Origin of the sequence: Paraburkholderia sp. SECH4, from assembly GCF_030511745.1 — a bacterium.
In the GTDB taxonomy this organism is placed as follows: Bacteria; Pseudomonadota; Gammaproteobacteria; order Burkholderiales; family Burkholderiaceae; genus Paraburkholderia; species Paraburkholderia madseniana.
The window spans coordinates 35,528-49,795 of record NZ_JALOCP010000021.1 but is presented as its reverse complement, the minus strand read 5'-3'; the positions used below and the strand labels follow the sequence as shown (position 1 = coordinate 49,795).

Genomic DNA, 14,268 nt, shown 5'->3' with positions numbered 1-14,268 from the left:
ATAGCGAGCCTTCTGATCTTGCCGAGCGCCAGATCTCTCGCATTCGCGGACAGGCCGGGCTCAAGCTATTTCGTTTGACCAGGCTCATCCGATTGCGGCAGCGTGCCGGGCGTCTTCGCACTCAATCCCTGTGCACCGCTCGATGTCGTCCTGCGCTGACTCGTGAGAACGCCATATTCGTCGAACTCGAACACGACTGTCGAAGATTGCGTGTCGGCCCCGCCGAAGAGCGGACCGATGAGCGGGATAAAGCTTTCGGGACGAGGCCTCGATGTGACGAATGAATAGATCAGCACGGTCGATCCATCGCTTAGCGTGGTCTGTGCCGTTGGAGATCCAAGCACGGCGACAACCTCGTCAAGGCCAGTCACACCTTGCTTGAAGCTCGACAGCTGCTCTGGTTTGACGTCGACACCCGCCGATATGCATGCTGCCAACGCACTGCACAACACAATCACTGCATAAATACGCTTCATGTCATCACCGCTACTACTCCGGGCGTCGCGCCCGAAATCGCTGAACGCACTTTCCATGCTCGCGTGTTCGCTGCAACCGCGACGCGCTGTCTAGAGGATACATCCCGGCCGGGTTAGGGGGATGAACAAGGTACGCGTGAATTTCTATCATAAGCGTCCGGGTAAACCAGCCTGCTGCGGATATTACAGCGGCAGTGTGTGCGAGATAGCCTGCAGGCAGGCCGTCATCAGCGGACCCGGAACGATGCCAAGCACCAGCACAGCCACTCCGTTCAGCGCAAGCAGCGTGCGGTTGCCGGCGCCGGCCGAGATCGGCGTCGTGTCCTGGGGCGCGTCGAAGTACATCAGCTTGACGATGCGCAGGTAGTAGAACGCGCCGACCAGCGACGTCATCACGGCCAGCACCGCGAGCCACGTCAGACCTGCGTTCACCGTCGCTTCGAGCACGGCGAGCTTCGCGTAGAAGCCAACCGTCGGCGGAATGCCCGCGAGCGAGAACATCATCACCATCATCACGAACGCGAAGACCGGGCTGCGCTGGTTGAGACCCTTGAAGTCGTCGAGCGTCTCGGCTTCGAAATCGCGACGTGCGAGCAGCATAATCATGCCGAACGTACCTGTTGTCGTAACCAGATACACGATGCTGTAGAACATCGCCGAACCGTACGCGCTGGCCGCGCCACCGGCCTTGCCGTCGACAACGCCCGCCAGCAGACCGAGTAGCACGAAGCCCATGTTCGAAATCGCCGAATAAGCCAGCATCCGCTTGATGTTGCGCTGGACGATACCCGTGATGTTGCCGACGATCATCGATAGCGCCGCGAGAAGCACGAGCATTTCCTGCCAGTCAACGGCAAGCGGCAGCAGACCCATCACGAGGAAGCGCAGGCCCCACGCGAACGCCGCGACCTTCGGACCGCCGCCGACGAAGAGCGTCATTGCGGTCGGCGCACCCTGATAGACGTCCGGCACCCACATATGGAACGGCGCCGCGCCCATCTTGAATGCAACGCCTGCGACGATGAAAACCACGCCAAACAGCAGCACGGCATCGTTGATGCGGCCCGAAGCAACCGCCTTCAGTACCTCGCTCAGTTCGAGCGAGCCCGTCGCGCCGTAGAGCATCGAGATGCCGTACAGCAGGAAACCCGTAGCCAGTGCGCCAAGCACGTAGTATTTCATCGCCGCTTCGCTCGATTGCGCGACGTCGCGGCGCAACGCGATCATTGCGTACAGCGATAGCGACATCAGTTCGAGACCGAGGTACAGCATCAGGAAGTGGTTGCCCGAGATCATGATCAACTGGCCGAGCAGCGAGAACATGCCGAGCAGGAACACGTCGTCGCGGAACAGGCCGCGATCTTCGAGGTATCTACGCGAATAGACCAGCGAGACAGCGAAGCCGAGCGACACGACCGCCTTCATCACGCTGGCGAATGAATCGATCACGATCATCCGCGAGAAGAAATAGTACTGGTGCGAATCGAATGACTGGATCGCGAACCACACGCCCGCCGCGGTCGACGACAGGAGCGCGATGAGGTAAGCAAGACGCCGGTTCGTTGCTTCGGAGCAGAAGTCTCCCACCCGGGAGGCGATCGCGATCGCGAGCACTACCAGCGCGTCGGGCAACAGCATGTGTGCGTCTTGCATGATCATTATCTCCCTTATGAAATCAGGTTAGCTTATGATCATCGTGATGGTGCACGACCTACTCCTCGAGCTTGACCATTTCAACGTGAAGCTGGGCCAGTTCCTTCCCGTATGGCTTGTTGCCCAGCCTGTCGTCCGATTTCGAACCGTCAGACGTCGCCTCATACCGATTCTCAGACATCGCCTCACCCCCACAACGGCCAAACCCTGCCTGATTGCGCATCCAGTAAAGTATTGTCGGACCTACTGCTTCCGGCAATTGAACTTTAGGCCAATTGCGCAGTGTATGGAACGGTCGGTTTCCATAGCTTTGCTCGTCCCTCCATGGGACCAAAGTCCAATAGCCTAGGAGCCTCAGTGCAAATACCATCCGTTTAGGGCTATTCCACACGCTGCGGAGCAGGTGGCATGGCGATCTGCTGTCGCCCGTCAGGGAGCGGCCGCGAAGATAATCGCCCAATGACGCACGACAGCGTCCGTGATGCCGATGGCAATGATCGTTTTGCGGTTGTTTGCGGAGAATGAAATGCACCAGAAAACTGACTGTTGTCCGGCGGAGTCCTCTAACAGCGTTGGAAGACGTACCGTACTGAAGACTGCCCTGAGCGTCGCAGCCGTTGGGCTGGCGGGAAGCATGGGGGGCGTTGAATCGGCTTACGCGGCGGCGCTATCGAAGTCTGAGCGAGACAAGTTGACACCGGACCAGATTATCGAGGACCTGAAGCAGGGAAATCGACGTTTCCGTTTGGGGAAAATGCTGCCTCACGATTATTTGACGCAAAAGAGAGCTACTGCCGGCGGGCAATATCCGGCGGCGGTGATCTTGAGTTGCATTGACTCCCGGGCTCCGGCCGAGATCGTCCTTGACACGAAAATTGGAGATACTTTTAACGCGCGTATTGCGGGCAATATCGCTAATGAGGATCTCATTGGAAGCCTGGAGTTTGCTTGTGCGGCGGCCGGCGCTAAAGTTATATTGGTTATGGGGCACACAGGATGCGGGGCAATCAAGGGCGCCATTGATCACGTTGAACTGGGAAACCTGACGGGTCTCCTGGCCAAGATCAGACCGGCTGTGGATGAGACGCAATACTCTGGTGACAGAAGCAGTAAGAATTATGAATTTGTCGATGCGGTGGCGAAAACCAATGTTCGACGCACGATCGACGCAATACGAAATGGCAGTAACGTGCTGGCCCCGATGGAGAAGGATGGAAAAGTAAAAATTGTTGGAGCGATGTATCACCTAAACGGTGGGGTCGTCGAATTCCTGGTCTGAAAATGGACGTGGCGCAGGGAATCCAGGCCGTTCGATTGGTGGAATTGCCAGCACATAGTTCGCGGGGATGGCCAATGGCGCCATCTCTACCCGTAAATTGGCAACAGCAGGAACAACTTGATCACGATCGCATTCGCGATGTCAATGAAGAACGCTCCCACCATCGGTACGATCAGGAAGGCCAGATGGGAGGGGCCGAATCGCCCCGTAATGGCTTGCATGTTCGCGATGGCAGTTGGCGTAGCCCCGAGGCCGAAACCGCAGTGCCCCGCTGCCAGCACCGCCGCATCGTAATTCCGCCCCATGATCCGAAAGGTGACAAAGATTGCGTAGCCGGCCATGGCCATCGCCTGGACTATCAGGATTGCGAGAAGGGGTAGCGCAAGCGTGGCCAGGTCCCCCAGGCGCAAGCTCATCAGTGCGATCGCCAGAAAGAGTCCGAGGCTTATATTGCCGAGCAGCGCTGTTGCGTCCTCGAAGACCTGATACCAGCCGCGCACAGCAAGCCCGTTGCGAAGAACGACGCCAACGAACAATACACACACGAACGCGGGCAACTCGAACGCCGTGCCGTTCAACCAGGACGCGAGCGCCGAGCCGACCGCGAGGCAAACGGCAATGAGCGCCACTGTCTCGATGACTGCATCCGCGGTGATCGGGCGCACCGCTTTGGGCTGCTCGAAGCCGGTCGTGCCTGCGGAATTCGATTCGGGGTTGGGAGCAAGGCCATAGTGCGTGATGAGGAAACGCGCGACCGGACCGCCAATCAATCCTCCGAGTATCAAGCCGAACGTGGCGCAGGCAATCGCGATCTCTGTTGCCGATGCGAGCCCGTGACGTTCTGCAAACACCTTGGCCCATGCGGCACCCGTGCCATGCCCGCCTGACAGGGTGACGGACGCCCCGAGCAGGCCGAGAATGCGCTCTTGCCCCAACGCCCAGGCGAGGCCGATGCCGAGCACATTCTGCATCACAAGCAGCCCGACCACTGCGCCCAGAAAGACAATCAGCGCCCGCCCGCCCGCTTTCAGCCCCGCGATATCTGCGTTAAGACCGATGGTAGCGAAGAACGTGAGCATCAGCGGCACTTGAAGCGCAGTGTCGAAACGCACGTCGATTTTCAAGGCGCTGCGCAGCGCAAAAACCAGCAGCGCGACAAGTAGTCCGCCGACTACCGGTTCGGGGATACTGTAAGCCCGCAGTATGGGTGTCCGGGCGAGGATCCACCTCCCGAGCAGAAGTACGAGCGACGCGGCCATCAGCGTTTCCAGGGTGTCGAGGCTCACGATGTTCCTCTCCGGTTGGTAGACCGATTAGTTAGCCTTGCCTGACGGACTTCCGCTGGTGTCACCCGACGCGAACCTGAGCAACAGATAACCCGTCACGCCCGACAGTGTCGAGCCCACGATGACGCCCAGCCGCAGGGGCGTGAAATATTCGGGGCTGTCGAAAGCGAGGGAGCCGATGAACAGACTCATGGTGAAGCCGACGCCACACAATGCGGCGACGCCAACCAGTTGTAGCCAGTTGGTTCCTTCAGGAAGTCTGGCCAGACCGAGCCGAACCAGCACGGCGCTTGCCCCACAGACACCGACGAGCTTGCCGATGAAAAGACCTCCGGCGATGCCAAGCGGCAGCGGTTCTGCCAGCGCCGTCATCGTAACGCCGGCGAACGAGACACCGGCGTTTGCGAAAGCGAAAATCGGCAAAATACCGAAGGCCACCCAAGGATGAAGGTTGTGCTCGAGCTCGTGCAGGGGCGCGTGGCCCTGGGCGTCCGCTGTCGTTAACGGCACGGCGAAAGCGACTGCAACCCCCGCAAGCGTTGCATGAACACCGGACTTCAGAACAAATACCCACAAGATCACGCCGACAAAAACATAAGGTGCGATTCGCGTGATTTTTAGCAGGTTCAAGCCGATCAACAGCGCAATGGCCACGGCCGCGAAAAGTAACATCGTAATGGACAGGTCTGCGGTGTAAAACAGCGCAATGATCACGATCGCGCCAAGATCGTCGGCAATCGCCACTGCAGTTAGAAATATTTTCAGCGACACCGGTACCCGCTTGCCGAGGAGGGAAAGTATGCCGAGCGCAAATGCAATGTCCGTGGCCGTAGGAATGGCCCAGCCAGTCAGGGTCGCGCCATGTCCGTGGTTAAACAGGAGATAGATAAGTGCTGGCACTACCATTCCGCCCACCCCGGCAACGACAGGTAGAACGACCTGTGCGGGAGTGCTCAGTTCTCCTTCAATCACCTCACGCTTGACCTCCAGCCCGACGAGGAGGAAGAAGATAGCCATCAAACCGTCGTTGACCCACAGCAGTAGCTGCTTCGCGACGGCAAACGATCCAATACGCACTTCCACAGGGATCTTCAGCAGATCGTCATACGCATGTCGAAGCGGCGAGTTACTGCAGATCAGCGCGAGTGCTGCTGCGGCCACTAGCAGCAGGCCGCCCGCCGATTCCAGTCTAAGGAAATCGGCGATGCCATCGGTCGCCTTGCGAATCGCGTTGCCGGTCACAGTGCCCGTCCGTTACCCACGCATTGATTCTTGAAGATCCCAGCCTGCGCCAGCGCGCTGCCTTGATCCAGCCGAGATGGTTCTGCTGAATGCTATTTGCCCGTGGCGTGGCATACGACGAGCAAACGTACCCTTGTGAGCTTGCAGGTCTCACTGAATAGCTTTATCAGTGCCCTGGATCGCGTAAATTTCCTCCCGCTTCACCGCTGCTTCCGCCCAGCGCAGCTCGCCCTTGTTCCACGGCGCTTGCGCAGCGACGGGACATGGGATCCGCATGGATTTGCACGCCCCAACCCATAGGCTATGAGTCTGGTGTAAAGGCCGCCATTGGACCTTGGTCCAATGTGCGTGCCGGAAAGGCACTTCTAGATCATTGAATAGGTAGGGTGAACTGCGAAAGGGGGAGCGCGGAGTGAACGGCCGTTCTCCGCTACAACTCCGACTCTGCCAGTGTCTCAAACTGGCCGAACTCGGTCCGATGCAGGAGACTTGCCCTAACGATTCGCGGAGGCCGGTGAATGGTCCCGGGTTATTCCCAGAGATCGAAAGGTCGGCCGATCCAGCGACGATTAAGAAAAAAGTGGCAGGGATTCGACAGCGGATTGGCGTCGACGTCGCGAGGGCGTGGTTCGACCGGTCCGCGCAGCAGCTTTCCCGTTGGTCGAGCCGAGTCGCCGGTTCAGATCCGACAGCGCTCTACAGACCGAAATGCGGGCTGGCATCTCGGTCAATGTCCGTTCAAGCCGGTCCAGCAGTTCAGGCAGACTCACTTCACCCGCCCCTTTCCGTGCGAACTTCCGCTTCTTCATAAGGCCGCTCCCCTGTATCTGTCGACGATACGCGCTGGCGTCGACGTCAGCACAAATCGTCGAGATCCAGCGACATCTGTTTCTTCGTGTTTGCGCCAGCAGCACCGTCGGAGGCATCTCCCTTTGGCAATGGTGATTTCAGCACATCGATATGGACAACCACATCCACGCCGATCCGGACAATGCCATCGTTCGGCCGCCTCGCAACGAGGTCGTTTTCCACGGGAGCAGCGCTGCCCTCTCTTACCGGCACAGCCAGCCGTTCACGCTGCGTCCGCCAGCATCGACTGACGGCAGCCCGATGCCGCACACCGGCAGGCGTACTGGGCCCGAACCTCTTTATTCGCAGGATCGTCAATCGCCAGTAGATATTCAATGAACAGTTCTTCGCCCGGCTCGATTGCCCGCAGCGTATGAATGAAAATCCGTCCCTGATCCTCGATGGTCTCGCAGTTCGGGGCGCAGGCGTGATTGAGCCAGCGTGCACTATTGCCACCGCGACTCCCGTCGATCACGGTCCCGTCCGATAGTCCGAACAGAAACGTATGTCCATCAACGCCTTCGCGTCGGTGACGGCGCACCGCATTGCGCCATGACGTGATTTCACCCTTGTACTGCAGCACGCGCTCGCCTGCGGCGAGCGGCCGAGCGGCGAACACGCCCCTGCCGTGAACAGACGATCGCCGGACGATCACACGTCTCATGGTGTTCTCTCGATTGACATGCGCGCCAGTATAGAAGCGACATAAATCCGCATCCACACCGACGTGGGTACGTCACTCGCGTCAAGGTTGCGGCAATCGTTTCGGGTTGAAACTGGAAGTTCGTCCTGGCCCAATCAGCTGGTGGTTCGGAACCCGCTCAACTGAAGGCAGCGTCGGACTAGAAAAGCTGGGCGCCTAGCTCACGCAGGCTGTTCCACTTGACGGCGCTGACAAAGGTCTGGCCCGTGGTGTCGAGCGATTCGATCATCGCGCGCTGCCCCCGCGCTTCTGCGATGACGCGCACGATGCGCGTCCGGTAGCGCAACAGCGCCCCGATCGGCGGGCACAAGGCCTCCTGGTGAATCCGCGATCGTTTCTTTTCCATAACAGTATTTGTATATGGATCCAACCGGTTGCAAGACCGATGTACATCTACGGCAACTCTGCACCAGATGCTACCAGGTCGGCCGGGGCGGGTCCAGGCTGTTCACCGGAGTGGCGCATCCGATCGCGGCCTACCGGCCTCCGGCCGCGACGCTCCCGCAAACGTGAGCCGCTGGCACGCCTGCGGCCTGCGGCTGTCGCTGGCTGTCAGTGCCCGTTCACGGCATCCTTGAACGCCTTGCCCGCCGTGAATTTCACCGTCTTCGCGGCAGGGATCTGGATCTCGGCGCCGGTCGCCGGATTGCGGCCCACCCGCGCGGCGCGAGCGCCCGTGGAAAACGACCCGAAGCCGATCAGTTGCACGGTATCGCCTTTTTTGACGGCCGCCGTGACCGCGCCAATGAAAGCATCGATCGCCTCACTCGTCGCGGCCTTGCTTTCTCCGGTCGCAGCAGCGACTGCATCCACCAGTTCCTGTTTGTTCATTGATTTTTTCCTCGTTGAGTGAATGATGATGTCGACACCCTACCCGATCGGCGCGCCTCCGCGCAATCGGCACGCAACTGCACGGGTTTCACGCCCCCGGTGCACCTCCCGATGGCGGCCCGTCGCCGCCTGTCGTACCGGGCGCTCGCGTGTTGAAGGCGCCTGAGGAAATTCGCACATGCAAGGTCAGGGACGCTGACCGCGAAAGGTCAACGGCCTGGGTTCTGCGCCGGAGGCCCGGCCTTCCCCGGGGATCGGCCGGCCGCGACCATCGACTACGCCTCGGACTGCCCCATGCCTTCTGTTGCCTGCGCCCGCGCCTCTCGCGGCTCCGGTCGCGCCCGTCAATCCGGCGACGTCATCCGGTTCATATAAGGGCCAGTGTCCTGAAACGAAGGGTATGATAGCTCTGATTATCCGGGCCTTCATTTACATCATTTTTTGCGTTTTTTCTCAATTCCCTATACTTCGCAAGTCCTCATCCTAAGGAGCGATTGTGGTCGGTGCCCGCCCGCGGTGCGGCAGAAAACCCCGCCGTGTGCCGGTGCAGTGACTATGATGTAGATGTCGTCCGTGCTAGCGAGACGCGACCGCAAAACGGGGCAAGGCGGGGCTGGCGGGAGACTGGCCGCCCGTCCTTGCTCCGCCAGAACCGGGTCCGCGAAGGTGCGGGCCATTTTTTTTGCGCCCTTCCAACCCTGATAACGCAGAGGATTTAATAGGCTGATAGGCGAGGTAACTAGTCGGCTCGTGCTTCAAAACTTTTTGGCAAGGCGCCGAGCGACGGATGCACCCGCCCCGGTGCTGACGACATTGGAGTGGCACTCTATATCGTTCAGATCAGAGTCCAACCTAGCTGCAAGCGTCTGACACCCTCGACTGAGTTTGGAGGCCGCTCAATCGGAATAACTCTGTGCGCAGCGACACGTCTGTGCCTGATGCGGCCTACCCCTTAACCGCAAGAATTTGCGAATGCAGTGCTTCTGCGCGGTCGCCATCCATCGTGCCCTGGTAAATCCCGTAGCCACAACTGCCGCAAGGTCACAGCTTCATCGTGCATTACGTCTAATCTGCTCACGATGCCCACATCCATCCCGCCAGCGGAAAACAGACGTACAGACGGCTTCAGAATTGGGATTCGAGCGCGATCAGCGTGCAAAACGCGCTGATTGAGCGAAAAAACGAAGGCAAAATGAAATCATCGCGAACTAGTCTGTCCAGCTTGCCAAGTGCAGACTTAAATATAGGATTCCGAATTTAATTTGGAATTGGAATCGTGTTTTTTCGCGCCACGCCCCCCAAGAACCAAAGTTCTTGCTGTCAACCGCCTAGGCCCATCTGCAGGTGATCTCCGACCTGATCGATTGGTGCGAGGTCCAGTTCAATCACTTGACCGCCGATGTCACGAACCTGCCTCGTGCAACGACATACGTAGTTCAGATGATCTACAACGTTTTGCATGGTAATCCGCCGACTGCGGCCAGTCGGAGTCGATAAACTCTACTCAAACGACAGTGCCATATTCCATTCCGGGGGACCGAACTTGTCGCCTGGCGACCGCACGACATCCAATAACCTCTTCCCTGTCGCACCGATCCAATGTTTCACCGTCAGGCAGTTCCAGCATTATTACCTGACCAGGGTCCCGATAGCGGTTCGCAAGCGTCGTGCCATGGGAGATCGGCAATATGCGCTCACTGGACGGCCGAAACATGGGCATGCGCTGCAGCACTGCCCGGGCCCCGGTGCGCAATACATGATTGATGCGACGGTCGCCGATGTCTATCTGGTCTCAGTCTTTGACCGGACATTAGTGATCGGACGACCTACCGTCTACCTTGCGATGGACGTGTGGAGCCGTATGATCGTAGGCGTGCACGTTACGCTAGAGCCGCCGTCATTCGAAGGTGTTGCGCTCGTTCTCGAGAATATCGTGACGCCAAAAGATGAGTTTTGCGCACGATATGGATTGCGGATAGGACCCGATTTCTGGCCGTGCCGTTATCTCCCGTCAATCGGATTTCAGACGGACCACGGAAGCGACTATCTGAAAGCGCAAGCCTGGAAAACTGCGACGCAGGATCTGCATGTTTCTATCAGTAATGTCCGCGTCCTTGACCCTCTCATGCGTGGATTGATCGAGCGTCGCTTTGGCATTATTCCTGTGCAGTTCCAGCGCGCGAGCTTTGGCGTCGTCGAGCGCGACGTGACGACCCGAGGTGCTCCCCGCTACGCGCGGGACGCTACTGATACGTTGACTGAGTTCACCCGGAAGCTTCTCAGGGCGATCCTGATCAATATGCGGATGCCGATTGGGCACGAAGGCGCACAACCAGAGATGGTTTTTCAGGGCATAGCAGATACGCCATTCAACCGCTGGTCTTATGGAATGGACAATTTCACAGGTTCTCTGCGTAAGCATTCGATCGATGAAGTCCGGATGGCGACGTGGCCACACTCAACGGCGGTGCCCACTGACAGGGGATTGCTCTGGAACGGTGCGTACTACACGTCCGACCGCATCGAAGAACGGAATTTCACTTCATGGAATCGGAGCTGCGTTCTTTTTTGTGCGAAATGCGGTGCATGTCGAAAGTGCAGCTTAATTTGTGTGTCTACAACTATTGTGAACGCACAAAAAAGTCTGTACCCCGACGTCAAGCGGATGCGGACTTCTGAAGCCTGTGGCTGTCGCTCGCCGCCGTCGAAAGTTTGTAGCTGACATCTCTAGCGTTGTGGTATTTACAAAAAATGCACGCAAGTCCGTACCCCTGAGTAACAACGGGCACTTTGATAGATGCTAAAATTAGGGATGGATCAAACGGATTTTCAAGTGGAAGAGGTAAAAAGGAACGCCAGCCTGGATCGCCAGGCGCTTCATTTTCACAATTGGAATTGCGGTGCCTGACAGACCTGTTAGCGTTTGTTACAAAATAGATGTATGGACCGAAGAGCCGTGGCCAGATCTGCTTCAATTATTCAGGCAGTTGTATGGGAGCTTCGTTAGTCACTTGCTGGATCGACAGTTGCCGACTCGGGACCGCGGATTTCCAGAAGATTCATAACCGTCCGGATCGGCATACCGAGACGGCGCGCGATTGCCGCCGGCATAAGTCCGGAAGCCCGAAGCTTTTTGATCTCCGCCGCATAGTCGGGTCCCCATCTTGTAATCCGCATGCTGTCCAGACTGCCTGCCGACCGGACAAAAGTGAAACACATACCACAGCCGCACGCAGCTTGAATCTTGCTCGGACGCCGACCGACCTTCTCAACTAGGTGTCCAGGTCCGTGTTGCGCAAAGACGCTCGGGCACGCCATTGTCGGCAAGGGTCTTAAAGCTGGCAGGCGCACCACCTGATCGGAAGACATGTGATCGTAGAGATCGCTGAAACGAGAATCCGCTACAAGGTGCGGCTCATCTGCGACAAGCTCCATCAATGCAAGTGCAAGCACCTTTCGAAGCGGTTGCGAATAATCGCTGCCGATCGTCGGAATAAAGTTATCGTAATTCAACCGAGGGACGTGCATGTTCAAGTATTCGTCTCCAAAGCATTCCCTCATGAGTCGCGCAATACAAAGGCTACGCCGACGGGCGCCGAGATACGGAGAGCTCTTTGACATGAAAGCGGCAAACACTCTGGGAAACTCAGATATATCGATAGCATTCTCACCGCTTAGCAGCCTCGCCGAGATTGTTGCAATTTTCTGGCAACCCTTCGTCTGCGTGCTCGTCAGGTCCAGACTGATCGGCTCGGCGCCTAGTGCATCCGCGATGAGTGGAGACAAATAGCCGTGGGCACAGGTATAGAACCTTCCATGAGCGTTGCGAATCTTTCGGATTGGCACCTCCCACAACGGCTCTCCATGCAAGTGGCAATATATGACACCCGGCAGTTGATGGCAGCGCCGCCAGTGCGGCACTTCCCATGCGTGGCGATCCTGCAGCAAGCAGGTCTTACAGTATCTGTGGCCATGCAGACCGGTCCTGAGCGTTGCCGGCGGTTGTTGCTGCTTCGCGACTGACGGTAAATTTCCGGTCATCCGCTTTAAGCAGCGAGAGCTTCTTTCCGGCGAACTCAAGGACGAAAAATACTGGAGAACGGTCATTTTCCGCGCGATCGTTCCAGGTGAGTAGCCCCAGCAGACGCGCGTTTCTCGAGCCACATGATCAAGCCCCATTCCCATCGATGACGCCCTACATACACGCCCGAACAGCCGCTTTACGATCTCATCAACATTGCCGTGTCGGGCCACCTCCAGATACCGTGCCACGATGCCAAAAAGAGGCTCATCCTTCATTTGCTCATCGAGGAATATCGTCATTTCCTCTCCAGTCGCGCTACTTCTCGCGAGCGAATTGTCTCCATGGTGACCGAAGGGCGAAGGCTCGCCGGCCGTGTTGTCGCTCGCCGCGGGCCATGCGAGCACTTCTCAAAGCCACTCTGTCCGCAGGTCTGACCGCGTCCGGTGCGGTCCGGCTTAACGTGCCAAGCGAGAACCAGAGCGCGTGATTTTTCGCAAAGGCAAGATCGGCGTTCCCACAGCTTTCAACGAGTTCAACCCACGTGGCGAGATGCTTCGCGCGTTCTGTGCGTAACTTCCACGGAACGACTTCGACCCTGGCTTCCAGCAATTGCAGGATTTCCGCCCTGCCCAGATCGAATATGCGTGCAAGCTTTGCCGTAGTAAACCCACGGCGGTGTAGAACTGCAATGGCCTTCGCAAAGTCCTGACCATCCTGTGTCGGATATAGCGACGTTGTGCCGCCTGATCCAGCGGGCGCAGCAAGGAAGGAAAAACTGCACGAGCAGAAGTAATGCGATCGACCACCCTTTGCATAGCTAGCGCCGAAGCTGTAAGCACGATTGTCTGCGAAATTTGTAGAATTCGAGAATCCGTACAGTGCTTCCGCTTGAAATCCTCCCACGCTTGGAGACGTATACTTCACCGAATTGTCGGTGCGAAAGGTGTTGTCTAAGTTGTCGTTGTCAAAGGGATGCGTAGCAAACTGTGTCAGCACAGAAGCAGTATCAAGGGGCGCGACAAAATCCTGAATCGCGTTGTACTGTCTGCCCATCGTGAATGAGCCGAAATCCTCGCTAGTTACCCCCATATAGGCGAGGCGCCCGAATTCACGATTACCCTGCTGGAAGGTCCCATTCGTGCTGTTGAAGCCATTTTCAAGCCTAAAAATAGCATTCAGACCTCCACCTAGATCTTCGGTTCCAAGCAGTCCCCAGCGCGAGCCATATTGATTCCCGCTCGTTGCCTGCCAGAGAGACTTGCCTCCTTTTCCGGTGTTGACGTTACTCGTGTACATAAGGCCAGAATCTACGATTCCATATAGTGTTACGCTACTTTGAGCACCGGCCGACCCTGCCACACACGTTAGTAATCCGAACACAATTACTGATTTTTTCATTTATTAGATCTCCAAATATATTTATATAAAGCTAGAAACAGAGAATCGTAACGGCACCTCACACCAACCTACAGAACATCGTTGACGTCGTACAACGCGGCATTCGAATACCGCTTATCGATCTCGCTTCTACCTTTGTGCCATTTGTACTTCAACATCAACAACGCCACCTACGGTGGCCAGCGAAATGAAAGCTACATCTACGCATTATTCCGACCGCTGTTCCACCCAAATCAATTTATCTATCTCGTCCTTGGACGAAACAAAGCCCTCGTTCTCGACAAACGATCTAGCCGACGAGGCCGTACGGTGTCAATCACGGTATCGCTGTTTGCCGAGTCGTCCACGGTGTCGAGACCGACAGTGAAACCGAATTATTCTCACAGCTTGAGCGCATCCAGCTCCCTCCGATCTCCTCCGATGGGCAAGAGGTCTGCCTCTAAGCTGGATTGATCTTATATCCCGGTACCGCGCGAACACAGGTCTCAAACACAGGCATCGCCACAATGTGGCGGATTCGACCGTTC

Annotated in this window: 12 protein-coding genes; 2 read left to right on the top strand and 10 right to left on the bottom strand. The window is 57.3% G+C overall.

The genetic code is table 11. The annotated features are described in order from the left end of the window. Positions 1 to 65: 65 nt before the first annotated feature. Both M0D67_RS25375 and nuoN read right to left on the bottom strand, forming a co-directional pair. Positions 66 to 476: a hypothetical protein gene (locus M0D67_RS25375; RefSeq protein WP_154566543.1), complete on the bottom strand. Its 411-nt coding sequence runs from the start codon at positions 474 to 476 to the stop codon at positions 66 to 68. A 183-nt stretch (positions 477 to 659) separates the two neighbouring features. Next, complete coding sequence (gene nuoN / locus M0D67_RS25370; protein ID WP_266240230.1) at positions 660 to 2,129, bottom strand: NADH-quinone oxidoreductase subunit NuoN; 1,470 nt, start codon at positions 2,127 to 2,129, stop codon at positions 660 to 662. Positions 2,130 to 2,616: 487 nt separating this feature from the next. Here nuoN and M0D67_RS25365 point away from each other — a divergent pair, with 487 nt between their 5' ends. Then, a complete protein-coding gene (locus M0D67_RS25365; RefSeq protein ID WP_233465140.1) occupies positions 2,617 to 3,408 on the top strand; it encodes a carbonic anhydrase family protein in 792 nt (263 codons plus the stop codon). Positions 3,409 to 3,494: 86 nt separating this feature from the next. Here the strand turns inward: M0D67_RS25365 and gltS are convergent, their stop codons facing one another. The 6 genes from gltS to M0D67_RS25335 all read right to left on the bottom strand — a co-directional run bounded on the left by gltS (position 3,495) and on the right by M0D67_RS25335 (position 8,343). Beyond that, the gene (gene gltS / locus M0D67_RS25360) at positions 3,495 to 4,697 is read right to left on the bottom strand and encodes a sodium/glutamate symporter (RefSeq protein WP_171926690.1); all 1,203 of its coding nucleotides are present in this window, start codon (positions 4,695 to 4,697) and stop codon (positions 3,495 to 3,497) included. A 24-nt stretch (positions 4,698 to 4,721) separates the two neighbouring features. After that, the gene (gene nhaA / locus M0D67_RS25355) at positions 4,722 to 5,936 is read right to left on the bottom strand and encodes a Na+/H+ antiporter NhaA (protein ID WP_266240229.1); all 1,215 of its coding nucleotides are present in this window, start codon (positions 5,934 to 5,936) and stop codon (positions 4,722 to 4,724) included. Positions 5,937 to 6,791: 855 nt separating this feature from the next. Then, positions 6,792 to 6,968 carry a hypothetical protein gene (locus M0D67_RS25350; protein ID WP_266240228.1) on the bottom strand — a complete coding sequence of 59 codons (177 nt, stop codon included), beginning with the start codon at positions 6,966 to 6,968 and terminating at the stop codon, positions 6,792 to 6,794. Positions 6,969 to 7,008: 40 nt separating this feature from the next. After that, a complete protein-coding gene (locus tag M0D67_RS25345) occupies positions 7,009 to 7,449 on the bottom strand; it encodes an SET domain-containing protein (protein WP_171926669.1) in 441 nt (146 codons plus the stop codon). 178 nt (positions 7,450 to 7,627) lie between these two features. Beyond that, positions 7,628 to 7,834: a hypothetical protein gene (locus M0D67_RS25340; protein ID WP_266240227.1), complete on the bottom strand. Its 207-nt coding sequence runs from the start codon at positions 7,832 to 7,834 to the stop codon at positions 7,628 to 7,630. Positions 7,835 to 8,040: 206 nt separating this feature from the next. Further along, positions 8,041 to 8,343: an HU family DNA-binding protein gene (locus M0D67_RS25335; protein WP_266240279.1), complete on the bottom strand. Its 303-nt coding sequence runs from the start codon at positions 8,341 to 8,343 to the stop codon at positions 8,041 to 8,043. 1,519 nt (positions 8,344 to 9,862) lie between these two features. On the opposite strand from M0D67_RS25335, the gene M0D67_RS25330 reads away from it, so the two are divergent. Further along, complete coding sequence (locus M0D67_RS25330) at positions 9,863 to 11,041, top strand: hypothetical protein (RefSeq protein WP_266240226.1); 1,179 nt, start codon at positions 9,863 to 9,865, stop codon at positions 11,039 to 11,041. A 281-nt stretch (positions 11,042 to 11,322) separates the two neighbouring features. Here M0D67_RS25330 and M0D67_RS25325 read toward each other — a convergent pair whose 3' ends face one another. Continuing rightward, the gene (locus tag M0D67_RS25325; protein WP_266240225.1) at positions 11,323 to 12,642 is read right to left on the bottom strand and encodes a TniQ family protein; all 1,320 of its coding nucleotides are present in this window, start codon (positions 12,640 to 12,642) and stop codon (positions 11,323 to 11,325) included. 16 nt (positions 12,643 to 12,658) lie between these two features. Then, positions 12,659 to 13,741 (bottom strand): porin, encoded by a 1,083-nt coding sequence (locus tag M0D67_RS25320; RefSeq protein WP_266240224.1) that lies wholly within the window; start codon positions 13,739 to 13,741, stop codon positions 12,659 to 12,661. Positions 13,742 to 14,268 lie beyond the last annotated feature (527 nt).